The sequence below is a fragment of the Janthinobacterium sp. BHSEK genome, assembly GCF_056174685.1.
In genome coordinates this window covers 1-21,456 of record NZ_JBWBYV010000012.1, presented here as the reverse complement: position 1 = coordinate 21,456, position 21,456 = coordinate 1, and the positions used below count along the sequence as shown (strand labels likewise).

At 64.8% G+C, this 21,456-nt stretch carries 20 protein-coding genes; 11 read left to right on the top strand and 9 right to left on the bottom strand.

Features of this window, described 5'->3' with window-relative positions; translation table 11 throughout:
- Positions 1–50: 50 nt before the first annotated feature.
- The 4 genes from ribA to AC0V2Y_RS04695 form a co-directional block, all read right to left on the bottom strand.
- Positions 51–704, bottom strand: coding sequence for a GTP cyclohydrolase II (gene ribA / locus AC0V2Y_RS04710; protein ID WP_475415366.1), 654 nt, complete (start codon positions 702–704; stop codon positions 51–53).
- Between the two features lie 221 nt (positions 705–925).
- Positions 926–3,169, bottom strand: a complete 2,244-nt coding sequence (locus AC0V2Y_RS04705) for a PhoX family protein (protein WP_475415365.1) — start codon at positions 3,167–3,169, stop codon at positions 926–928.
- Positions 3,170–3,325: 156 nt separating this feature from the next.
- Positions 3,326–3,712 carry a DoxX family protein gene (locus tag AC0V2Y_RS04700; RefSeq protein ID WP_429237955.1) on the bottom strand — a complete coding sequence of 129 codons (387 nt, stop codon included), beginning with the start codon at positions 3,710–3,712 and terminating at the stop codon, positions 3,326–3,328.
- A 27-nt stretch (positions 3,713–3,739) separates the two neighbouring features.
- Positions 3,740–4,441 (bottom strand): pirin family protein, encoded by a 702-nt coding sequence (locus tag AC0V2Y_RS04695; protein WP_475415364.1) that lies wholly within the window; start codon positions 4,439–4,441, stop codon positions 3,740–3,742.
- A 166-nt stretch (positions 4,442–4,607) separates the two neighbouring features.
- On the opposite strand from AC0V2Y_RS04695, the gene AC0V2Y_RS04690 reads away from it, so the two are divergent.
- Both AC0V2Y_RS04690 and AC0V2Y_RS04685 read left to right on the top strand, forming a co-directional pair.
- Positions 4,608–5,534 (top strand): LysR family transcriptional regulator, encoded by a 927-nt coding sequence (locus tag AC0V2Y_RS04690; RefSeq protein ID WP_475415363.1) that lies wholly within the window; start codon positions 4,608–4,610, stop codon positions 5,532–5,534.
- A gap of 153 nt (positions 5,535–5,687) precedes the next feature.
- Entirely contained in the window at positions 5,688–7,844 is a 2,157-nt protein-coding gene (locus AC0V2Y_RS04685) for a putative bifunctional diguanylate cyclase/phosphodiesterase (RefSeq protein WP_475415362.1), read from the top strand.
- Between the two features lie 8 nt (positions 7,845–7,852).
- Here AC0V2Y_RS04685 and AC0V2Y_RS04680 read toward each other — a convergent pair whose 3' ends face one another.
- Together AC0V2Y_RS04680 and AC0V2Y_RS04675 are read right to left on the bottom strand one after the other, a co-directional pair.
- Positions 7,853–8,386, bottom strand: a complete 534-nt coding sequence (locus AC0V2Y_RS04680) for a DUF4256 domain-containing protein (RefSeq protein ID WP_475415361.1) — start codon at positions 8,384–8,386, stop codon at positions 7,853–7,855.
- Positions 8,387–8,450: 64 nt separating this feature from the next.
- On the bottom strand, positions 8,451–9,359 hold the full coding sequence (locus tag AC0V2Y_RS04675) for a LysR family transcriptional regulator (protein WP_475415360.1): 909 nt from the start codon (positions 9,357–9,359) through the stop codon (positions 8,451–8,453).
- A 97-nt stretch (positions 9,360–9,456) separates the two neighbouring features.
- Between AC0V2Y_RS04675 and AC0V2Y_RS04670 the strand changes: the two genes are divergently transcribed.
- Positions 9,457–10,680, top strand: a complete 1,224-nt coding sequence (locus tag AC0V2Y_RS04670; protein ID WP_475415359.1) for an MFS transporter — start codon at positions 9,457–9,459, stop codon at positions 10,678–10,680.
- Between the two features lie 13 nt (positions 10,681–10,693).
- Here AC0V2Y_RS04670 and AC0V2Y_RS04665 read toward each other — a convergent pair whose 3' ends face one another.
- On the bottom strand, positions 10,694–11,581 hold the full coding sequence (locus AC0V2Y_RS04665) for an EamA family transporter (protein WP_475415358.1): 888 nt from the start codon (positions 11,579–11,581) through the stop codon (positions 10,694–10,696).
- 77 nt (positions 11,582–11,658) lie between these two features.
- Between AC0V2Y_RS04665 and AC0V2Y_RS04660 the strand changes: the two genes are divergently transcribed.
- Both AC0V2Y_RS04660 and AC0V2Y_RS04655 read left to right on the top strand, forming a co-directional pair.
- Positions 11,659–12,147, top strand: coding sequence for an Lrp/AsnC family transcriptional regulator (locus AC0V2Y_RS04660; RefSeq protein WP_475415357.1), 489 nt, complete (start codon positions 11,659–11,661; stop codon positions 12,145–12,147).
- A 4-nt stretch (positions 12,148–12,151) separates the two neighbouring features.
- Complete coding sequence (locus AC0V2Y_RS04655) at positions 12,152–12,973, top strand: APH(3') family aminoglycoside O-phosphotransferase (RefSeq protein WP_475415356.1); 822 nt, start codon at positions 12,152–12,154, stop codon at positions 12,971–12,973.
- Positions 12,974–12,986: 13 nt separating this feature from the next.
- On the opposite strand, the gene AC0V2Y_RS04650 is transcribed toward AC0V2Y_RS04655, so the two are convergent.
- Positions 12,987–13,511 carry a hypothetical protein gene (locus AC0V2Y_RS04650; RefSeq protein ID WP_475415355.1) on the bottom strand — a complete coding sequence of 175 codons (525 nt, stop codon included), beginning with the start codon at positions 13,509–13,511 and terminating at the stop codon, positions 12,987–12,989.
- 125 nt (positions 13,512–13,636) lie between these two features.
- On the opposite strand from AC0V2Y_RS04650, the gene AC0V2Y_RS04645 reads away from it, so the two are divergent.
- Positions 13,637–14,020 carry a glutaredoxin domain-containing protein gene (locus AC0V2Y_RS04645; RefSeq protein WP_475415354.1) on the top strand — a complete coding sequence of 128 codons (384 nt, stop codon included), beginning with the start codon at positions 13,637–13,639 and terminating at the stop codon, positions 14,018–14,020.
- 8 nt (positions 14,021–14,028) lie between these two features.
- Here AC0V2Y_RS04645 and AC0V2Y_RS04640 read toward each other — a convergent pair whose 3' ends face one another.
- Complete coding sequence (locus AC0V2Y_RS04640) at positions 14,029–14,265, bottom strand: DUF3820 family protein (protein WP_034749909.1); 237 nt, start codon at positions 14,263–14,265, stop codon at positions 14,029–14,031.
- 144 nt (positions 14,266–14,409) lie between these two features.
- Here AC0V2Y_RS04640 and AC0V2Y_RS04635 point away from each other — a divergent pair, with 144 nt between their 5' ends.
- The 5 genes from AC0V2Y_RS04635 to AC0V2Y_RS04615 all read left to right on the top strand — a co-directional run bounded on the left by AC0V2Y_RS04635 (position 14,410) and on the right by AC0V2Y_RS04615 (position 21,035).
- On the top strand, positions 14,410–15,621 hold the full coding sequence (locus AC0V2Y_RS04635; RefSeq protein WP_475415353.1) for an MFS transporter: 1,212 nt from the start codon (positions 14,410–14,412) through the stop codon (positions 15,619–15,621).
- A 75-nt stretch (positions 15,622–15,696) separates the two neighbouring features.
- Entirely contained in the window at positions 15,697–16,914 is a 1,218-nt protein-coding gene (locus AC0V2Y_RS04630) for a YeeE/YedE family protein (RefSeq protein ID WP_475415352.1), read from the top strand.
- A 68-nt stretch (positions 16,915–16,982) separates the two neighbouring features.
- Positions 16,983–18,461: a sodium:solute symporter gene (locus tag AC0V2Y_RS04625; RefSeq protein WP_475415351.1), complete on the top strand. Its 1,479-nt coding sequence runs from the start codon at positions 16,983–16,985 to the stop codon at positions 18,459–18,461.
- 75 nt (positions 18,462–18,536) lie between these two features.
- Positions 18,537–20,411, top strand: a complete 1,875-nt coding sequence (gene sppA / locus AC0V2Y_RS04620; RefSeq protein WP_475415350.1) for a signal peptide peptidase SppA — start codon at positions 18,537–18,539, stop codon at positions 20,409–20,411.
- A gap of 72 nt (positions 20,412–20,483) precedes the next feature.
- Positions 20,484–21,035: an N-acetyltransferase family protein gene (locus tag AC0V2Y_RS04615; protein WP_475415349.1), complete on the top strand. Its 552-nt coding sequence runs from the start codon at positions 20,484–20,486 to the stop codon at positions 21,033–21,035.
- Positions 21,036–21,456: the final 421 nt, after the last annotated feature.

Genomic DNA, 21,456 nt, shown 5'->3' with positions numbered 1-21,456 from the left:
CGCCGCTGCACGCCGGCCCGGCAAGCCGGTGCGGCAAGCCGGTGCGGCAATTACAGGGCGCCGTCTTCCAGCGCCGGCGCCGTTTCCGGCGTCATCATGTGGCCCAGCTTGCTTTGCTTGGTATTCAGGTAGTGCTGGTTGAACGCGTTGCGGTTGACCAGCAGCGGCACCCGTTCGGCCACCGTGATGCCCAGCGCTTCCATGGCGGCGATCTTGCGCGGATTGTTTGTCATCAAACGCAGGCTGCGGATGCCGAATTGCGCAAACATCGGCTGGCACAAGGTGTAGTTGCGCGCGTCGGCCTTGAAGCCCAGCTGTTCATTCGCCTGCACCGTGTCGGCGCCCGCCTCTTGCAGGCGATAGGCGCGGATCTTGTTGATCAGGCCGATGCCGCGCCCTTCCTGGCGCAGGTACAGCAAGATGCCGCGGCCTTCCTCGGCAATGCGTTTCAAGGCGCCTTCGAGCTGGGCGCCGCAGTCGCAGCGCTGCGAAAACAGCACGTCGCCCGTCAGGCACTCGGAATGCACGCGCGCCAGCACCGGTTCGCCGTCGCCGATGTCGCCCAGCACCATGGCCAGGTGTTCCTTGCCCGTGGCGTGCTCGACAAAGGCGTGCAGGGTGAACTGGGCCCACGGCGTCGGCAGTGCGCAGGAAGTCGTGTAATCCAATTCGCCTGTCGCCAGGAGGTCTGCGCCGCTTTGCATGGTTGTGCTCATATAAGTAATTATCAAAAATAAAAGGCGCGCGACACCACTCCGGTGCCGGCGCGCCTTGCCATCATACCAAAAAGCCGGGAAACGTTTTTCCCCGGCTGCCATTCGGTTGTTGCAATGTCTGGTGATGAACCTTACTTAAGGGCACTTCCTCCTTTTACAAGGTCGATGGCCGGCTTTGCCTGGCGGATGCCGCCGCCAGGCACGGGACATCAGCTGCCGATGCGTCCGCCATCGTTCTTGGTGATCACGATGGTGGCCGAGCGGGGACGCTTGCCGGCGCCATAACCGGCGTTGGCCGGCCACTGGCTCGTGTATTTGGACGGATCGCCGATATTCGCCAGCGCGGTGTTTTCGCCCGGATGCTGGATGTTGATGAACATGGTCTTGCCGTCCGGCGTTTCGCTGATGCCCGTGATTTCCGAGCCGACCGGCCCCACCAGGAAGCGCTTGAGCGTGTCGGCCGTGGGTTTCTTGCCGATGAAGGTGTCGACGGCCAGGTTGCCGCCGGCCGCCGTGGCGTAGTTCAGGGTGGACTTGGCGCCGTCGCCCACCTTGCCGGGGATGGCGGCGAGCATCATGCAGTTGGTCACGTCCGTGTACGCGCCATCGTCCGTCTGGATCCAGCAGATGCCCGTGTAGGGGCTGAAGGCCAGGCCGTCCGGGCTCGAAAAGTCCTGGTCAGCCGTCAGGTTCGACAGGTTGATCTTGCTGGCGTCGGCGCCGCTCTCGGCGCCAAACAGGTAGACATCCCAGGTAAAGCTGGTGGCCGCGGCCGCGCCCGTGCCTTCCTTGAAGCGGATGATGTGGCCGTTCGGATTGCCGTTCTGCGCGCTGCTGCCCTTCATGTCCGTGTAGGCGCGCGGGTTGGCGCTGTCCGGCACCAGCTGCGACGAGCCGCTCGGATTGACGGTGCGGTTCGAGTTGTTGGTCAGCGTGTAATAGATCTCGCCGTTGGCCGGGTTGACCGAGCACCATTCCGGGCGGTCCATCTTCGTCGCGCCCACGGCGTCGGCCGCCAGGCGGGCGTTGACCAGCACGTCGGCCAGGTCGGCGAACTTGTAGGCGCCGTACGCCTGGATCTGCGCGTTCGACATGGCCAGTTCGATCCACTGGCCGGTGCCGTCGGCGGCCAGCTTGGCCACGTACAGCTTGCCCGAATCGAGGTATTTGTCGCCGGTGGCGATGCGGTCGGCCGGGTTGGCGTCCGCGGCGGCCCAGACGGCGGCCGTGACGAATTTGTAGATGTATTCGTTGCGCGAATCGTCGCCCATGTAGACGGCCAGCTGCTGGCCCACGGCCGGCACGCTGAAGGCGGCGCTTTCGTGCGCGTAGCGGCCCAGCGCCGTGCGCTTGCGGATCGCCTTGGTCTTGTCGTACGGGTCCATTTCGACGATGTAGCCCATGCCGTTCAATTCATTGCGGTAGTCGTCGCTGCCGTTGGCCGATGCGCCGATCTTGCTCAGGTTCCAGCGCGCGTATTTGTCGTCGCTGCCGCCCGTTTCCCAGCCGTGGCGCGAGGCGCCGCCCTGGCTGCGGCCATAGCGGTTCAGCGACACGACGGACTTGTCGCCGCGCGCGGCGTTGTCGGTGGACGAGCGCGTGAAGTAGCCGGCCCAGTTTTCTTCGCCGGAGAGGTAGCTGCCCCATGGCGACTTGCCCGTGCCGCAGTTGTTGATGGTGCCGCGCGTCTTGGTGCCGGTCGGCGAGTACTTGGTCACCACGAGGGCGTTGCCGCGCACGGGGCCGGCAAGCTCGATGTCCGTCAGCGGCGTGACGCGGCGGTTGAAGGCGGAATCGTTGACGGTGGCCCAGGCGCTGCCCGTCTTCCTGACTTCGACCACGCTCAGGCCGTGGACGGCCACTTCCTTGTCGACTTCGGCGGCGGGGCGCGGCAGCGTGGTGGTGCCGCCATTCACGTGCAGGAAGTGCGAGGACAGTTTTTCGTCCGTGGTCGCTTCGTGGTTCATCGCCAGCAAGCCCCGTTCGGCGCCGGACGCCAGCGGCGCGCCCGCGGCGGACAGGCCGTAGTATTCCATGCCGTCGTGGTGGTCGCCGGCGCGGTTGTCGAAATCCGTATCGCTGCCGTCGTTCTTGTAGGCTGGCGTCGCCGCGCGCAGCGAGTCGCCCAGCGCATACAGGGCGGTGGCCGTGTAGCCGGCCGGCACCGACACGACGTCGGCCAGGCTTTTCGGCACGGCCGTGAAGGCCAGCAGTTTTTCGGGCGTCGGCGTTGGCGTCGGCGTGACGGCCGCCGCATCGCTGCCGCCGCCACAGGCGGACAGGCCCATCGAACCCATGACGGCGGTAGCGGCCGTGACGGCGCTGCCGCGCAGCCAGTTGCGGCGGCTCAGGCGGGCGTTCAGGATGCTGTTGAAATGGTTGTCGTGGGACGCGTTGCTGTCGATGTCGTTCAGATCGGTGGCGCGGATGGCCAGATCGTTGGGCTTGTTCATGGGCTGCGATGTCCTGTGGTTGCGTGATTTAAGGGCAACCGCATGATAGTTGTTGAATGTGACAGCGCCATGTCAGCTTGATGACAAAACGGTGACAGGCTGCCGGCCGGGCGGACCCCGTACGTGACGGGCCCGTCCGGCCAGGCAACCTTGGCCTCACTTGGCCTGGCGAAAACCGCGCTCCACCAGCAAGAGCATGCCGCCGAAGATGGACAGGTTCTTCAGGAAGTTCGTCAGCTGGTCCTGGAAGTGGGCCGCATCGGCGCTCCAGAAGGCGTGGAAGATGAGCGTCGTCGGGATCAGGAACAGCGCCAGGGCCAGCGCCGCCCAGCGCGCCTGCCAGCCCGTGATCAGCAGCAGGCCGCCGCCCACTTCCAGCACGATCACGCCCACCAGCAAGATATTGGCGATCGGCAAGCCCTGGCTGGCCATGTAGCCGGCCACGCCCGCAAAGCCGCCGATTTTCAGCAAGCCCGAAACAAAGAACAGCACGCCAAGGGCGGCACGGCCGAGGGGCAGCAATACGTTGGTTCTGTTTTCCATGATTTTCTCTTTCTTTGTATTTATTAATTATTTCGGTAAATCGAAGACCAGAAACTCTGCGTCCTCTGCTTGCGTGATGGTCACGGCCACTTCCTGCGTCAATTTCAGCGCGTCGCCCGCCTTCAAGGGCGTGCCGTTGACGACCAGGCTGCCGCGGATCAGGTGCACGTAGGCGAGGCGGCCTTCGTCCAGCGCATGTTCGGCTTGCTCGCCTTCCTGCAGGATGCTGGCGTAGATGGCCGCATCCTGGTGGATCAGCACGGAACCCTGGCGGCCGTCGGAAGAGGCGATCAAGCGCAGCTTGCCCCGTTTGCTTTCCGGCGTGAAGTGTTTTTCTTCATAGCTGGGGGGAATGCCCGTCACGTTCGGCTGGATCCAGATCTGCAGGAAGTGCAAGCCATCCGTCGCCGAATGGTTGAACTCGCTGTGGCGCACGCCGCTGCCGGCGCTCATGCGCTGCACATCGCCGTAGTGCAGCACGGAACCGGTGCCCATGCTGTCCTTGTGTTCGAGCGCGCCGTCGAGCACATACGAAATGATTTCCATGTCGCGGTGGCCGTGCGTGCCGAAACCCTGGCCTGGCGTGACCCGGTCTTCATTGATCACCAGCAAGGGACCAAAGCCCATGTGCAGCGGATCGTGGTAGCTGCCGAAGGAAAAGCTGTGGTGGGAATTGAGCCAGCCGTGGTTGGCGGCGCCGCGTTCTTCGCTATGACGAATCTGTAACATGGTGGACTCCGTTTCTAAAGGTTAATGTGCGATAATTTCGAAGGACCGTTGCCTGGCGCTATGCCCCGGCTTCTTTCTGCCCTTCGCTGTACGATGGAGAAAGTATAGGGCGCCCAGCCGAGAAAGAAAAACGGAAAATCTACCGAGCTATGATCGAAAAAATCGAATGTTAAGACTGAGCCTGGAAGCCCTGCAAATCGTCGACGCCATCGACCGCCGCGGATCGTTCTCGTCCGCCGGCAAGGAGCTGCATAAAGTCCCGTCTACCATTTCCTATACGGTGGCCAAGCTGGAAGACGACCTGGGCGTGCAGGTGTTCCAGCGCAATGGCCCGAAAGTCATGCTGACGGCGGCCGGCCAGGAATTGCTGAAAGAGGGCCGCTATCTGCTGAAGGCGGCGCAGGACCTCGAGCACCGCGTGCGCAGGGTGGCGTCCGGCTGGGAAACGGAATTGTCCATCGGTATCGATTCCATGTTTTCCGCCGTGGCCCTGGCCGATGACGTGCGCGCCTTTTACGATGTGGCGCAGCAGACGCGCCTGCGCCTGTCGCAAGACACCCTGTCGGGTACCTGGGAAGCGCTGCTGGACCGGCGCGCCGACTTGCTGGTGGGCGCGCCCGGCGACGGGCCGGCCGGCGGCGGCTATATCGCGCAGCCGATCGGCATGCTCGACTTCGTCTTTGCCGTGGCGCCCACGCATCCGCTGGCGCAGGTGCCGGAACCCTTGTCGCGCGGCCACCTGCAGCAGCACCGGGCCGTGGTGGTGGCCGATTCGGCGCGCCAGATGGCGCCGCGCACGGTGGGGCTGCTGCTGGGACAAGACGCCTTGAGCGTGCCCAACATGCAGGTCAAGTTCGATTACCAGGTGCTGGGGCTGGGTTTCGGCTTCCTGCCGGGACCATGCGCGCGCGCCGCCATCGCGCGCGGCTTGCTGGTGGAAAAGGCCGTGGAAGAACCGAAACCGTCGGAAACGTTTTACCTGGCCTGGCGCGTGGGCGAGGATGGCGCCGCGCTGCGCTGGTGGATGGCGCGCATGCGTGAACCGGATGTGTTTGCCCGCCTGGCGCAGCATCTGCCTGGCCATTCGGCGTAGGCCTTAAAATGTTGACATACGCCAACATTTTTAAGTTACCATATTCACAGTATTTCCGCCCGACCTCCACGCCCCACAGTGGGATTTTGATGATTACACACACCGCAGCGCCCCTGAAACGTTCCCCTGACCTGGCCCAAGCGTGGGGTTGCCATGCTTGAGGCGAAGGTCGCGCTGTGCCTGCGCCTGGCCCAGGATGCCCGTGAACAGGCGGGGCCGCAGCAGGCCGCCACCCTGGCGCGGCTGGAGGAAGAGCTGGAGCGGCTGCGCGGCGCCAGCCGGCCCGTGGTGCGCGTGGCGCCGGCCGACGCCTTGCTGGAAATCGATCCCGACGGCTTTTTGATCGGCTGGAACCATGGCGCCGAACAGATGTTCGGCTATTCCGAACTGGAAGCGCTGGGTCAGCACATCCTGTTCCTGTATCCGGAAGACGACGCGGAAGCGAGCGTGCTGGAGCTGCATTTCACCCAGGGCGACGTGGCCACCGATGTGCGCCGGCGCAAGAAGTCGGGCATGGTGACGTGGCTGCGCATGCACCGCCACGTGATCCACGACCAGGCGGGCAAGGGCTGCGGCATGGCCGTGCGCCTGTCGGCCATGAGCGAGCCGCTGTCCGACGTGGACAAGGTCAGGTTGCATGCACGCATCATTGAAGACAGCGAGCAAGCCGTGCTGATCACGGATGCGGAAGAGCGCATCGTCTCGATCAACAGCTCGTTTTCCCGCATCACCGGCTATTCGCCGGCCGAGGCCATCGGCCGCACGCCCGATCTGTTGCGCTCGGGCGTGCACGACCCCGATTTCCGCGCCAAGGTGCGCGCCGCCATGCGCGGACACGGTTCCTGGCGCGGCGAAATCATCGGCAAGCGCAAGAATGGCGAACTGTTCCCGCAAGACGTCACCATCAGCGTCGTGCGCGACGAGTATGGCGAAATCAGCCACGTGTTTTCCCTGTTTTCCGATATCTCGGTGCACAAGGATGCGGAAGCGCGCATGCAGCGCATGGCCAACTACGACAGCTTGACGGGCTTGCCCAACCGCTGCCTGCTGAACCAATTGGTCGACCAGGGCCTGGCCGAAGCGAAACGGCAAGGCACGCATGGCGCGCTGATGGTCATCGACATCAGCCGCATCGGTTCCATCAGCGATACCCTGGGCCATGAAGTGGGCGACCAGCTGGTGATCGCCATCGGCCAGCTGTTCCGCGGCGCCCTGCGCGACGCCGACATCCTGGCGCGCGTCGACAACAGCAAATTCGTCGTGGCCCTGCTGCACATCGAAAAGCGCGAACACGCGGCCAACGTGGCGCAAAAGCTGCTCAACCTGCTGGAAGCGCCGATCAATATCGATGCGCACGCGCTGCACGTGGGCGCCAGCATCGGCATCACCGTGTATCCGGAAGACGGCCTGGAAGCGCCGGCCCTGTTCCGCTTTGCCGACGTGGCCGTGTCCAAGGCGGGGCAGACGATTGAATCGACCTTCCTGTTTTATCGCGAAGACATGAACCGCAGGGCAAAGGAACATTTGCGCCTGGAAAGCGAAATGCGTTTGGCCCTGGGCGACAAGGAACTGGAATTGCATTACCAGCCGAAGGTGAGCCTGGCCAGCGGACGCATCGTGGGCGCGGAAGCCTTGCTGCGCTGGAAGCATCCGATGCGCGGCATGGTCTCGCCCGGCGTCTTCATCCCCGTCGCCGAGGAAACCAGTCTGATTCTGGAACTGGGCACCTGGGTGCTGGATGAGGCTTGCCGGCAGATTCGCAGCTGGGAAGACCGGGGCCTGCACATGCCGGCCATCGCCGTCAACCTGTCGGCGCGCCAGTTCGATGAACAGTTGCCGGCGCGCATAGCGGCCGTGCTCGAGCGCTACGGCGTGCGGCCCGACCAGATCATGCTGGAAATCACGGAAAGCCTCTTGATGCGCGGGGCCGACAAGGTGATCGACATCATGAACCAGCTGGTGGCCATGGGCCTGGCGCTGGCGCTGGACGACTTCGGCACCGGCTATTCCAGCCTGGCGTACCTGAAGAAATTTCCCATCAGCACCCTGAAAATCGACCGCTCCTTCGTCATCGGCTTGCCCTTCGAGGAAAACGATTGCGCCATCGCCCGCGCCATCGTCACCATGGCGCAGCAGCTGCGCCAGGAAATCGTTGCCGAAGGGGTGGAAACGGCCGAGCAGATGCGCTTCCTGCGCGAACTCGGCTGCGACCAGCTGCAAGGCTATCTGTTCAGCCCGGCCGTGCCGGCGGCGGAATTCGAAGTGATGCTGGGCGAGGGGCGGCAGTTGCGGCTGGAAGAGCTGGCCTGAGGGACCGGTCAGACCCGCAGCAGTCCGCGAAAGCCCCGGCTCGCATAATACGATTCGGCGCCGTTGTGATACACGAAGACCTGGTCATAGCGGCGGTCGCAAAACAGGGCGCCGCCCAGCGCCCGGATGCTGTCCGGCGTCGCGATCCAGCTCGAGGTCTTGCGGTCGAACGGTTCCAGCTCCTGCAACTGCCGGTACTGCGCCTGCGTCAGCAAGGCGATGCTCATCGCCTGCGCCATGGCCATGGCGCTGCCGGCCGGCTTGTTGGCCTTGCGCGCAGCCAGGGCCGCCGCGTCGAAACACAGGCTGCGCCGGCCGATCGGGCTTTCTGCTGAACAATCGCAAAACGTGACGGCGTCCGTCTCGCCGGCGTGCCCGATGACGTCCGGCTCGCCGCCCGTGTCTTCCATGTGCCGCAATACCGCCAGGCTGGCGGGAGCGGCGCTCAAGCGCGCCAGCACCTTGTCCCAGGTCCATCCCGGATGGCGGTGCATGTGCCGGCTGAAGCGGGTTTGCAAGGTGCGGATCAAGTCGTCATGCATGGCGCGGCTCCCTGGGGTTTCAACGATATGGCCGATTATAAGACGCGATGCCGGCGGGCGGCGCTCATCCCAGTTGCACTTTTTCCAGCAGATAGTCGAGCATCACGCGCACCCTGGCCGGCACTTGCAAGCCCGGTCCCACGAAGACGGCGTGCACGAGTTCCTTGTCGCCCGGATTGTAGTCCTGCAGCACGGGTATGAGTTGGCCTTGCTCGATGTCGCGCTGCACGTGCTGGCGCGAAAAGCGTCCCAGGCCCATGCCCGCCAGCACCAGCTGGCGCATGCTTTCGCCATCGCTGACGCAGGTATTGCCCTGCGGCGCCACCTGCAGTGTATTTCCTTCCCCATCGAGGAAGGGCCAGGTTTCGTTCTGGCAGCGGAAGTTGAAGGCCAATAAATTGTGTTCGGACAATTCCTGCGGCGTGCGCGGCAAGCCGTGCCGGGCCGCGTAGGCGGGCGACGCCACCACCACCATCGCGTCCTCGCCGAGTTTGCGCGCCACCAGGTTCGATGCCTTCAGCTGGCCCGTGCGGATGGCGATGTCGGTGCGGTCTTCCAGCAGGTCGACGATGGCGTCGCTGACGACGACGTCAAGCACGATGTCGGGATAGCGCTGCGCGAACTCGGGCAGGATGGGCAGCAGATGGCGCACGCCGAACGGCACGAAACAGTTGATGCGCAGGCGTCCGCGCGGCGCCGCGCCCTGCGATGCTTCGCGCTCGGCGCCATCGATATCGTCGAGGATGCGCTTGCACTGCACGAAGAAGGCGTCGCCCTCGGGCGTGGTGTGCAGCTGGCGCGTGCTGCGCTGGAGCAGGCGGGCGCCCAGCCGTGCTTCCAGGCGGTTGACGAGCTTGCTGACGGCCGACGGCGTCAAGGCCAGGCGGCGCGCGGCGGCGGAAAAGGCGCCCGTTTCCACCACGGCCACGAACACGGCCATCTCGAACGCGCGGTTGATGTCTTGCCTGGCCATTATTGAATCCATTTCACAGGTGTTTCCATTATTAGAGTCTATATCAAAAGTATTTATCTCGATACACTGGCCCGCTTGAACCCTTGTTGGAGCCATCATGACCACCGCAGCCCCTGTTTCCCCTTCAGCCAGCAGCATGCCGCCCGGCGTGCTGGCGCTGGCCGTCGGCGCCTTCGCCATCGGCGTGACCGAATTCATCGTCGTGGGCATCCTGCCCGCCATCGCGAAGGATTTGCACATTTCCATCGAATCGGCCGGCTCGCTGGTCAGCCTGTATGCGCTGGCGCTGGCCATCGGCACGCCGCTGCTGGTGCTGCTGATGTCGCGCCTGCCGCGCAAGGCGGCCTTGCTGGGGCTGATGAGCGTGTTCCTCGCCGGCAATCTGCTGGCCGCCTTTTCCCACACGTTCGAACTGCTGCTGGCGGGACGGGTCATCACGGCCGTGGCGCACGGCACTTTCTTTGCCATCGGCGCCACCGTGGCGGCCAGCCTGGTGCCCAAGGCGCAGGCGGGCAGGGCGATTTCCGTGATGTTCGCGGGACTGACCCTGGCCATGGTGATCGGCGTGCCCTTCGGCAGTTTCCTCGGCAACCTGATGGGCTGGCGCTTGCCCTTCTTTGCCGTAGTGGTCTTGGCCGCCGTGGGGCTGGGCGCCATGGCGCGCTGGCTGCCGGCCGGTTTGCAGCAGGGCAAGGGCGGCAAGGCCATGACGCAGCTGGCAGCCCTCGGCAGCGGCCCCATTCTGACGATGATGGCCGTGACCACGTTCGGCTTTGGCAGCAGCTTTGCGGCCTTCACGTTTATTACGCCCATCCTGACGGATGTGACGGGCTTTTCCGCCACCATGGCCAGCGCCTTGCTGATCGTGTTCGGCATCGCCACCTTTGCCGGCAACCTGGCGGGCGGCTATCTGACCAGCCACCTGGGCTGGCAAAAGGCGCTGCGATTGATGCTGCTGTTGCTGGCCGCCACGCAAGTGGGCGTGGCCTTGAGCATCAGCTCGCCATGGATGATGACGGTGATGCTGTTCGTCTGGGGCGTGTTCGCCTTCGGCCTGTCGCCTGCCTTGCAGGCCGGCATGCTGGCCACGGCCGAGCGCTACACGCCGCAAGCCGTCGATTTTGCCTCGGGCCTGAACATTTCCGCGTTTAATCTCGGCATTTCCTTCGGTTCCATGCTCGGTGCGCTGATGGTGTCGCGCCAGCTGATGGCGTCGTCGCCGTGGGCCGGTGTGGCCGCCGCCTTGCTGGCCTTGCTGCCGCTGGCGTGGCTGGCACGCAAGAACTTGGCCGCCCACGTGGCTGGGGCGGCCGCGCATTAAGGATAGGGAGGACTCAGGTATGCACGGCGGCGGCCGGCGCCCGTCTCTGGCGCTGCGCCATGTACGAGCTGCCCATGGACGCGGCCATGATCATGGCGATGGCCAGCCATTGCGCCGCGTCCAGGCGTTCATCGAGCAGGATGAAGGCCAGCATGGCGGCCACGGCCGGTTCCATGCTGCTCATGATGCCGAACGCTTGCGGCGTCAGCCGTTTCAGGGCCACCATTTCCAGCGAGATCGGTATCGCGCTGGAAATGAGCGCTACCCCCAGGCCGATGCCCAGCACGACGGGCGAGAGCAGGGCGGCGCCGCTGTGCATCACGCCCACGGGCACCACCACCAGCGCGGCCATGGTCAGGCCCAGGGATACCGAATGGCCCGCATGCAAATGGCTGGCGCGCTTGCCGAAGACGATGTACGAGGCCCAGCAGACGGCCGCGCCCAGAGCGAACAGCACGCCCGTGGGGTCGAGATTGCTGATGTCGTGGCCGAGCGGCAACAGCAGCGCCAGTCCCGCCACGGCCAGGGCCACCCAGACGAAGTCGAGCGGGCGGCGCGAGGCCAGCAGGGCCACGGCCAGCGGCCCGGAAAACTCGATGGCCACGGCGATGCCGAACGGGATCGTGCGCAAGGCCATGTAGAAGCACAGGTTGGTCAAGCCCAGCGCCGCGCCGTACAGGGCCACCGTGCGCAGGTCGGCGCGGCTCAGCTGCCAGCGCCACGGGCGCCAGAACAGCAACAGCAGCAAGGCGGAAAAGCCCACGCGCACGGCCGTCGTGCCTTGCGCGCCGACCAGCGGGAACAGGCTGTGCTTGGCCCATGAGGTGCCCAGCCCCAGCGCGGTGACGGAGCCGAGGATGGCGAGCAGGGGAATGAACGAGGAATAGCGGCGTAATGGCATGATGATAAATGGCTTGATATCGAAGTAGCGAAAGTTTATTGTGTCTGCTCCGATATTTGCACTGCATTTTGCCCTCCATGACGCAACTTTCGCTCACGCCTTCGCCCGCCCTCGATGCCTTCGACCTGGCCATCCTCGACATCTTGCAGCGTGATAATACGACTTCGCAGCGCGAAATCGCCCAGGCCGTGCATTTGTCCGCGCCGGCCGTACAGCGGCGCATCCGCCGCCTGCGCGAGAGCGGGGTGATCCGCAGCGAGGTGGCGGTGCTCGACGCCAGCCGCCTGGGCCGCCCCTTGACCCTGACGGTGGAAGTGCATCTGCACGACGAGCACCCGCAGCGCACGGCTGGCATGCGCGCGCGCATCATGGCCGAACCTGCCATCCAGCAATGCTATGGGATTACCGGCGAGGCCGATTACCTGCTGGTCATCACCGCCAGCAGCATGGCCGAGTACGAGGCGCTGACGGAGCGGCTGTTCGGCGGCGACGACAATATCCGGCGCTACCGCACCTCGGTGGCATTGACCTGTCTCAAGATGGGTTTGCACGTGCCGCTGGAATAGAGCGATGAGTACCTTCGACAGCATGCAAACCTCCGTGACGGAGGCCATGCCCGCCAGCCTGCGCACCGCCGTTGCCGGCTATCAATGGACGCGCGACAGCATCGGCGCGTCGGATGCCGCCGTCTACCGCCTGCAGGGCAGGGATGGCGCGCCGGACCTGTACCTGAAGCACGGCAGGGGGCCTGCCGCCGCCGACCTGGCCGATGAAGCGGCGCGCCTGCGCTGGCTGGCGCCGCACCTGCCCGTGCCGGTCGTGGTCCAGTTCGGCCAGGCGGCGGACCGGCAGCAGGCATGGCTGCTGATGACGGCGCTGCCAGGCACAACGGCGTCTGCGGTGCTGGAAGCGAACCCCGCGCTAAGGTCCACCGTGGTCGACGCGCTGGCGGCCTTCCTGCGCCGCCTGCACGCGCTGCCGGTGGCCGGCTGTCCGTTCGACGCCGGTCCTGCCGTCCGGCTGGCCCAGGCGCGCCAGCGCATCGATGCGGGCCTGGTCGACACCGATGATTTCGATGCTGAACGGGAAGGCTGGACGGCGCAGCAGGTGTGGGCGGCGCTACAGGATTGCCAGCCCGTCGCGCCCGACTTCGTCGTCACGCATGGCGATTTTTCGCTGGAAAATATCCTCATGCACGAAGGAAAGGTTGCTGGCTGCCTCGACGTGGGACGGGCGGGCGTTGCCGACCGTTATCAGGACCTGGCCATCGTCTGGCGTGCTCTCGGTGAGTTGGACGCCGCGCTACAGCAAAGGTTTGCTGAGCAATATGGGCTCCTTGATATCGATCAAGGCAAGCTGCAATTTCACTTGCTGCTCGACGAGCTGTTTTGAAGGCTGCCAGCCATCAAGGCTCTTCGCGCTCCGCATCGCGTTCGCGGCAGCTCAAGGACGCGTAATGACCTTGGGGCAGCCGGGCCTGGATGGCAACCTCGCTCAGTGCTTGCCGGATATCGACGGGGTCGCTCAAGGTGCAGCGCTGGGCGATGGCGAACGCTTGCAGCTTCTGTGTGCTGCCCTGCACCCTGACCGTCACGCCCGCGCCGGGGCTGACGCAGCAGCCGATGTATTGCGTGATGTATTCTTCCTCGATCAGCACCAGTGCATGCCCCATGAAGCTGGCGGGCTTTTTCAGCAGATAGTAATCGGTGTAATCGAAGCGCTGGTCCGGGCGCTTGCCGACGTAGCCTTCGCGCACGTAGGCGGCGATGGCCTTGCCGGAGGTGCCCACCCGCTCCGTCGTGCCCTTTTTCAGGTGCAGGGCATGGAGCAAACCCGTCTCCAGGCCGGGATCGGCGGAGGCCACGGCGCTGGCGCAGCTAAGGGCGAGCAGAAGCGCGCCGAGCAGGCGGCGGGTGCGGCATGCAGACATGGAGGTGATTGCTTGCATCTATTTCACGCGTAAGGGGAGAAGAGGCGCAGTGTAGCGCACGCGAGCCTGTGCGCATGGCACAATGCATGATCCGCACGCCACGTGCCACTGACCCCAGGACTTTCATGACCCGCGCCACCCTCGACGAAGCCCAGATCCATCCTGCCGCCCGCCCTTTGATCGGCAGCAAGCACCAGGACATCGTGCGCGAGGTGCAGGCGGCCATCGCCGCGCACCAGGTGGTGGTGGTCGGCATGGCGCTCAATCCGTTTCCGCGCAAGGCGCGCAAGATTCTCGACGTGCTGGGCACGCCCTACCAGTACCTGCAATACGGCAGTTATCTGAACCAGTGGCACCGCCGCAATGCCTTGAAAATGTGGACGGGCTGGCCCACGTTTCCCATGGTTTTCGTCAATGGCGTGCTCATCGGCGGCGCCAGCGAGCTGCAAAAGCTCGTGGAAAATGGCGAGTTCAGCGCCATGCTCGCGAAGAAGCTGCGCGCGATTTAAGCTCCGTCCTATTCGCCCGGCCGCCACGGCGACTTGCGCGTGCGCAAGGGGTCGAGCAAGCTGCGTAAATCGTTGTGGTCGAGCTCATACATGAGCGCAATTAAACTGCCCAGTTCGCCCGAGGGGAAGCCCTCGCGCGCGAACCAGCCCAGATAGTGTCCCGGCAAGTCGGCCAGCAGCCTTCCCTGATATTTCCCGTATGGCATTTCGCGCGTGACCAGCAGCGCCAGTTTTTCTGAATTCATGGTGGTGACCCCGTGTTGATGCGGCCAGTGTAGCAGACCATTACATTGTTGATTTGAGCGCAATTATCTTCTGCCAGATCAGGTATTTTTCGGAATAAAGAAAACCCCGATACTGCATGCCAACATCATTTATCGGAGTTTGTCATGCCCATTGCCTTGCTCGCGCTGACCCTCAGCGCGTTTGCCATCGGAACCACCGAGTTTGTCATCGTGGGGCTGTTGCCCACCATCGCCGCCGACCTGGGCGTCAACCTGCCGTCGGCCGGCCTGCTGGTCAGCCTGTATGCGCTGGGCGTCGCCGTCGGCGCGCCCGTGCTGACCGCCCTGACGGGCAAGATCCCGCGCAAAACCCTGTTGCTGTCGTTGATGGTCTTGTTCACCCTGGGCAATTTGCTGGCGTGGAAATCACCGGGCTATGCAACCCTCGTCGTCGCCCGCATCCTGACGGGGCTGGCGCATGGCGTGTTCTTTTCCATCGGCTCGACCATCGCCACATCATTGGTGCCCAAGGACAAGGCGGCCAGCGCGATCGCCATCATGTTTACGGGCTTGACCGTGGCCCTGGTGACGGGCGTGCCGCTGGGCACCTTCATCGGCCAGCACTTCGGCTGGCGCGAAACCTTCCTCGCCGTCTCGGCCCTGGGCCTGGTCGCCTTTGTCGGCAGCCTGCTGTACGTGCCGTCGACCATCAAACACAGCAAGCCCGCCTCGCTGCTGCAGCAAGTGCAGGTGCTGGGCCAGCCCCGGCTGCTGCTGGTGTACGCCATGACGGCCGTCGGCTATGGCGGCTCCTTCATCGCCTTTACCTATCTGGCGCCGATTTTGCAGCAAGTGTCGGGTTTCAGCGCCGGCGCCGTGGGCGCGGTGATGCTCGTGTATGGCGTGTCCGTGGCGTTCGGCAATATATGGGGCGGCAAGCTGGCCGACAGGAAGGGGCCAGTGCGCGCCCTGAAACGGATCTTCCTGCTGCTGGCAGCCGTCCTGCTGCTGTTGACCTTCACGGCGCCGCATCCCGTGCTCGTCGTCATCACCGTGCTGCTGTGGGGCGCCGTGGCCTTCGGTAACGTGGCCGGTCTGCAAGTGTATGTGGTGCAGCAAGCGGAACACTTCACGCCCAGCGCCGTGGACGTCGCCTCCGGCCTGAATATCGCCGCTTTTAACCTTGGCATCGCCGGCGGCGCCTGGGGCGGCGGCCTCATTGTGGAACACCTGGGCCTCGTGCACACGGGCTGGATCGGCGCCATCGTCGTGCTGGGCGCCTTTGGCTTGACGGCCTTGAGCGGCCGGATGGACCGCTTGAATCCCATCCCCGTGCGTGCGGGCGGCGAAAAGTCGATGCATGCGGTGGGGCATTAGTCTACAAGCAAGTCGCTGGTATGGACGAGACTAGGGTTTACAATGGTGTTTACTTTCCTCTCGCCCATACTCCCCATGTCCGATACCGCAATGTCACCGCTGCGCCTGCGCGCCGCCATCAACCCGAAACCGCTGGGCGTCGCCCTGTTGCTCATCGTGCTCGGCGCCTGGTACCTGGCGCTGACGGTGGGCGCCACCCAGTCCGCGCTGTACGTGGTGGGCGCCTTGCTCGGCATCACCCTGTATCACGCGGCGTTTGGTTTCACGTCAGCCTGGCGCGTCTTCATCGCCGACGGCCGCGGCGACGGCTTGCGCGCGCAAATGCTGATGCTGGCCGTGGGCGTGGCGCTGTTCTTCCCCGCGTTGTCGGCCGGCACCCTGTTCGGCACGCCGGTGGCGGGCCTGGTGTCGCCCGCCGGCACCTCGGTGATCTTCGGCTCCTTTATCTTCGGCATCGGCATGCAGCTGGGCGGCGGCTGCGCTTCCGGCACGCTGTACACGGTGGGCGGGGGCAGCACGCGCATGCTCATCACGCTGGCCGCCTTCATCGTCGGCTCCGTGATCGGCACGGCGCACATGCCGTTCTGGACGGCATTGCCGCAACTGAAACCCATTTCCCTCGTCACAAGCCTGGGCCTGGTGCCCGCGCTGGCGCTGAACTGGCTCGTCTTCGCGCTGATCGCCGGCATCACGGTGCTGGTGGAAAAGCGCCGCCATGGCAAGCTCGTCGCGACGCCCCTGCGCCCGTCGCAGGCGTCGCCCTGGCTGCATGGCCCCTGGCCGCTGGTGGCGGGCGCCATCGCGCTCGTCGTACTCAATTTCATCACCCTGGCGCTGTCGGGCCGTCCGTGGGGCGTGACGTCCGCGTTCGCCCTGTGGGGCGCGAAAGCGGCGTCCGCGATCGGCATCGACACGGCCAGCTGGGCCTATTGGTCGACCAAGGCCAACGCGGCCGCCCTGGCCGCGCCGCTGACGCAGGACAAGACTTCCGTGATGGACATCGGCATTGTGCTGGGCGCCATGCTGGCGGCGGCCCTGGCCGGCCGCTATGCGCCCGTGTGGCGCATCCCGCGCCGCTCGATCATCGCCGCCATCGTCGGCGGCTTGCTGCTCGGCTACGGCGCGCGCCTGGCCTACGGCTGCAATATCGGCGCCTACTTCAGCGGCATCGTCTCGGGCAGCCTGCACGGCTGGCTGTGGCTGGTCTGCGCTTTTCTGGGCAACGTCATCGGCACGCGTTTGCGCCCGTGGTTCGGCCTGGAAGTGGAGAAAGTCAAACCGACTGGCTGCTGAGGCCGGCATAAACAGGGGCTTTGCTGTATATTTCGGCCCCTGTTCCCCTTGCCGCCAGCGTATCTCCCATGTCCCCCCTCATCCTGTTTGCCGTCGTCCTCGCGTATTTCCTGATCCTGCTGGGCGTGGCATGGCGCACCTCGCGCCACGCCACCAATGACAGTTTTTTCATCGGCAACAAGGACAGCAACTGGATGCTGGTGGCTTTCGGCATGGTCGGCACCACGCTCACGGGCGTGACCTTCATCAGCGTGCCGGGCGCCGTGGGCAGCAACGGCTTCGGCTATATCCAGCTGATGATCGGCTATGTGCTCGGCTACCTGGCCATCACCTTTATCTTGCTGCCGCTGTACTACCGGCTGCAGCTGACCTCCATCTACCGCTACCTGGAAGTGCGTCTGGGCCGGCGCTCCTACCAGAGCGGGGCGGCGTTTTTCATCGTCTCGCGGCTGCTGGGCGCCACGGCGCGGCTGTATCTGGTGGTCAATATCCTGCAAGCCACCATTCTCGACAGCCTGGGCGTGCCGTTCTGGCTGACGTCGTGCGTCGTGCTGCTGCTGATCCTGCTCTACACCTACGAGGGCGGCGTGAAGACCATCGTCTGGACCGATACCCTGCAAACGGCGTGCATGCTGGCGGGCCTCGTCATCTGCAGCGTGTTTTTGCTGCGCGCAATGGACCTGTCCCTCGTCGACAGCCTGGAGCGCATGCGCGCGCAAGGCCTCACGCGCATCTTCAACGTCGACCCGGACAGCCCCGCCTATGTGTGGAAGCACATTCTCGCCGGCATGTTCATCACGATTGCCATGACGGGCATGGACCAGGAAATGATGCAAAAGAACATTTCCGTGCGCACCTTGCGCGACTCGCAAAAGAACATGCTGAGCCTGACCGTGGTGCTGACCGGTGTGCTGCTGCTGTTCCTCTTCCTCGGCGGCTTGCTGCACCTGTATGCGCCGCAGGCCGGCGTGACGGCCACGGGCGACAAATTGTTCCCCGCCGTCGTGCTGGGGCACTTCCCCGCCGTGGTGCAGCTGATCTTTTTCATCGCCCTCGTTTCCGCCCTGTTTCCCAGCGTGGACGGGGCGCTCACTGCCTTGACGTCCACCTTCTGCATCGACATCCTGGGCGTGCAGCGCAGGCCGGACTTGAGCGCGGCCGCGCAGATGCGCTGGCGCCGCCGTGTCCACCTGGGTTTTGCGGCCCTGTTCCTGGTGCTGATCATGGCCTTCAAGTGGTTTGACGATCCCAGCATGATAGGCGTGATCCTGAAGCTGGCCAGCTATACCTATGGTCCGCTGCTGGGTCTGTTCGCCTTCGGCCTGCTGAGCCGGCGCGGCGTGCGCGACCGCTGGGTGCCGCTGGTGGCCGTGGCGGGGCCGCTGCTGTGCGCGCTGATCGAAGGGGAGCAGGCGCGGCTGTTCGAGCATTACCGCATCGGCCTGGAACTGCTGATCCTGAACGGCGCCATGGTGCTGGCTGGCCTGTTCCTCATTTCCACGCCGCCAGGGCAGGGCGGCCAGGACGCGCAATACTTGTCAAAATAAGACGAATCCCAAGGCGATGGCGGCCATTTTCAGCTATATTGATTTCCTTTAGGTACATAACCTCACGGAGCATCGATGTCACTCAACCCCTTCCCGCCGTTACGCCGCGGTTTTGGCGCATTCTGGCGCGCGCTGGACGCCACCCGCCGCGCGGTCATCAATCTGATTTTCCTGCTGATCGTCATCGCCATCCTGATCGCCATCTTTGGCGGCGGCGCCAAGCCCCTGGCGGACAAGACCACCCTGGTGCTGGACTTGCAAGGCCCGCTGGTCGAGGAAACCCCGGGCGGCGTGCGCGAGGCCGTGCTGGCCAATGTCAGCGGCGAAGTCAAGAAAAGCGTGCAGCTGCGTGACGTGCTGGCGGTGCTCGACACGGCGGGCAAGGACAAGAACATCGGTTCCATGGTGATCCTGCTCGACGAATTGCAGGGAGGCGGCCTGGCGTCGCTGCGCGAAGTGGCGGCCGGCGTGGAGCGCTTCCGCGCCACGGGCAAGAAAGTGACGGCCTGGGGTTCCAGCTACAACCAGCGCCAGTACCTGGTGGCGGCCAAGGCCGACGAGGTATTCCTGCACCCGATGGGCGGCGTCATGCTGGAAGGCTTTGGCCGCTACCGCAATTACTACCGCGACGCGCTCGACAAGGTGGGCGTGACGGTCAACCTGCTGAAAGTAGGCACGTATAAAAGCGCGGCCGAGCCCTTCATCGCCAACGGCCCGTCCGAAGCGGCGGCCGAAGCGGACCGCTACCTGAACAACGGCCTGTGGGCCACCTACACGGCGGACGTGGAAAAGGCGCGCAAGCTGCCGGCCGGCGCCATCATGCAAACGATCGATAACCTGCCCGCGCTGATGACGGCCGCCGGCGGCGACATTGCCAAGCTGTCGCTGGACGCCAAGCTGGTCGACGGCCTGAAAACGCGCGATGAACTGCGCCAGTTCATGATGGCGCGCGGCGCCAAGAACACGGAAGGCACGAACTTCCGCCAGGTGAACTACTCCGATTACCTGGCGCGTTTGCGCCCCGTGCACATCGGCGACGCCGTCGGCGTGGTCATCGCCTCGGGCGAAATCGGCGACGGCATCGCGCCGCCGGGCGCCATCGGCGGCCTGTCCACCTCGCGCCTGATCCGCCAGGCACGCGAAGACAAGTCGATCAAGGCCATCGTGCTGCGCGTCGATTCGCCGGGCGGCAGCGCCTTCGGCTCGGAACTGATCCGCCGCGAACTGGAGCTGACGCGCGCCGCCGGCAAGCCGGTGGTCGTCTCGATGGGTAACGTGGCCGCTTCGGGCGGCTACTGGATCAGCACCTCGTCCGACGAAGTGATCGCCGACGCGGCCACCATCACGGGTTCCATCGGCGTGTTCGCGATCCTGCCGACGGCCGACAAGGTGGTGGAAAAGCTGGGCATCCACACGGCCGGCTCGCCCACCACCTGGCTGGCCGACGCGGGCAACCCCTTGCGTCCGCTCGATCCCCGCTTCGCGCAAGTGATCCAGGGCTCGATCAACCACGTGTATGGCGACTTCCTGAACCTGGCCGCCAAGGCGCGCAAGACGACGCCGGAAAAGATCGATGCCGTGGCGCAGGGCCGCGTCTGGACGGGCTTGCAGGCGAAAGAGCGCAACCTGGTCGACCGCATCGGCAGCTATGGCGATGCGCTGGCCTCGGCCGCCAAGCGCGCCAATCTGGGCACCGACTACCGCGTGACCTACCTGGAGCAGGAAACGTCGAACGTGGACCGTTTGATCGGCATGTTCGGCTCCAAGGCCATGGCCTCGCTGGGGCTGGGCGAGCACGTGAAACTGGGCCTGGCCGGCACGGGCTTGCCAGCCGATGCGGCGCTGGGCATAGCGCAGGACCTCTCCTGGCTGTCGGGCATCACGCGCGAGCACAAGCCGTTCATGGCCCTCACGCACTGCCTGTGCGAGGTGCCTTTGGGTGGCAAGTAAGGTCAGGCCTTACACAGCGATATGACACCCCAAGCCGGCTTTGCCCGGCTTGTTTTCCTTGAGGAGCGGACTATGGCAAGCGACATGAACGGCGATACGGATAGCGCGATCGCCATCCGACCTTGCGTGAAAGGCGATGAACAGGCGCTGGCGCTGGTGGGACAGGCTACTTTTCTTGAGGCGTTCGCCGGCATCCTCGATGGTGCCGACGTCATCGCCCATTGCCAGCGCCAGCACGACGCGCAGCTGTACCGCGACTGGCTGGCGCTGCCGGCCATGCACCTGTGGCTGGCCGAGGCCACGCCCGGCGGCGCGCCCGTGGGCTACCTGGTGCTCAGTCCTGCCAGCCTGCCGGTGGCGGACCCCCGCCCGGACGACGTGGAAATCAAGCGCATCTACTTGCTGCACCGCTTCCAGGGCCGGCGCGTGGGCCAGCGCCTGATGCAGGCGGCGCTGAGCCAGGCGCGCGCCGGCGGGGCGGGGCGCGTGCTGCTGGGCGTGTACGCGGAAAACCACGACGCGCTGGCGTTCTATGCGCGCTGCGGTTTTGCGCAGCTGGGCCGGCGCACCTTCCGCGTGGGCCGTACCGACTACCAGGATGTCATCCTTGGCATCACGCTGTAAGGCGGCGCTGTCATTCAGATAAAGCGGTGCGCCCGCCGCCGCTTGCATCACCGCCCGGCGGCCCGCCTACAGGCAAGCCCATCCACCATTGGTTTCTTTTGCTGCCTGCTTGTTACTTTCCATTGCCGCCGGCGCCCACGTATTTCGTTGCTGCCGCACGGTGTTGCCAATAGGGAAGTCAGGCGGCCATCCTATCATGTTACTTTTCAGTAACAAGAATCTCTCGAATTGTTGCAGTCAATGTAAATAAGAATTATTATCATTTGACTGCCTGGCAAATCACCAATTCACTCTTGAGAGACCTTCCTTCATGCCTGTTATTTCCCTGCTGCGGCAACGCCCGCTCCACACCGCGCTCACGGCCGCTTTCGGGACGGCCGCCGCATTTCTGAGTTTTGCGGCATCGGCACAGAACGTCCGC

Excerpts from the sequence above, each read along its gene's own strand:
- ribA (WP_475415366.1), bottom strand. The coding sequence starts at position 704 with ATGCAAAGCGGCGCAGACCTCCTGGCGACAGGCGAATTGGATTACACG.
- AC0V2Y_RS04615 (WP_475415349.1), top strand. The coding sequence starts at position 20,484 with ATGGCAAGCGACATGAACGGCGATACGGATAGCGCGATCGCCATCCGA.
- AC0V2Y_RS04650 (WP_475415355.1), bottom strand. The coding sequence starts at position 13,511 with ATGTCTGCATGCCGCACCCGCCGCCTGCTCGGCGCGCTTCTGCTCGCC.
- AC0V2Y_RS04640 (WP_034749909.1), bottom strand. The coding sequence starts at position 14,265 with ATGAATTCAGAAAAACTGGCGCTGCTGGTCACGCGCGAAATGCCATAC.
- sppA (WP_475415350.1), top strand. The coding sequence starts at position 18,537 with ATGTCACTCAACCCCTTCCCGCCGTTACGCCGCGGTTTTGGCGCATTC.
- AC0V2Y_RS04645 (WP_475415354.1), top strand. The coding sequence starts at position 13,637 with ATGACCCGCGCCACCCTCGACGAAGCCCAGATCCATCCTGCCGCCCGC.
- AC0V2Y_RS04635 (WP_475415353.1), top strand. The coding sequence starts at position 14,410 with ATGCCCATTGCCTTGCTCGCGCTGACCCTCAGCGCGTTTGCCATCGGA.
- AC0V2Y_RS04655 (WP_475415356.1), top strand. The coding sequence starts at position 12,152 with ATGAGTACCTTCGACAGCATGCAAACCTCCGTGACGGAGGCCATGCCC.
- AC0V2Y_RS04695 (WP_475415364.1), bottom strand. The coding sequence starts at position 4,441 with ATGTTACAGATTCGTCATAGCGAAGAACGCGGCGCCGCCAACCACGGC.
- AC0V2Y_RS04680 (WP_475415361.1), bottom strand. The coding sequence starts at position 8,386 with ATGCATGACGACTTGATCCGCACCTTGCAAACCCGCTTCAGCCGGCAC.
- AC0V2Y_RS04690 (WP_475415363.1), top strand. The coding sequence starts at position 4,608 with ATGTTAAGACTGAGCCTGGAAGCCCTGCAAATCGTCGACGCCATCGAC.
- AC0V2Y_RS04675 (WP_475415360.1), bottom strand. The coding sequence starts at position 9,359 with ATGGCCAGGCAAGACATCAACCGCGCGTTCGAGATGGCCGTGTTCGTG.
- AC0V2Y_RS04705 (WP_475415365.1), bottom strand. The coding sequence starts at position 3,169 with ATGAACAAGCCCAACGATCTGGCCATCCGCGCCACCGATCTGAACGAC.
- AC0V2Y_RS04670 (WP_475415359.1), top strand. The coding sequence starts at position 9,457 with ATGACCACCGCAGCCCCTGTTTCCCCTTCAGCCAGCAGCATGCCGCCC.
- AC0V2Y_RS04625 (WP_475415351.1), top strand. The coding sequence starts at position 16,983 with ATGTCCCCCCTCATCCTGTTTGCCGTCGTCCTCGCGTATTTCCTGATC.
- AC0V2Y_RS04700 (WP_429237955.1), bottom strand. The coding sequence starts at position 3,712 with ATGGAAAACAGAACCAACGTATTGCTGCCCCTCGGCCGTGCCGCCCTT.
- AC0V2Y_RS04660 (WP_475415357.1), top strand. The coding sequence starts at position 11,659 with ATGACGCAACTTTCGCTCACGCCTTCGCCCGCCCTCGATGCCTTCGAC.
- AC0V2Y_RS04685 (WP_475415362.1), top strand. The coding sequence starts at position 5,688 with ATGCTTGAGGCGAAGGTCGCGCTGTGCCTGCGCCTGGCCCAGGATGCC.
- AC0V2Y_RS04665 (WP_475415358.1), bottom strand. The coding sequence starts at position 11,581 with ATGCCATTACGCCGCTATTCCTCGTTCATTCCCCTGCTCGCCATCCTC.
- AC0V2Y_RS04630 (WP_475415352.1), top strand. The coding sequence starts at position 15,697 with ATGTCCGATACCGCAATGTCACCGCTGCGCCTGCGCGCCGCCATCAAC.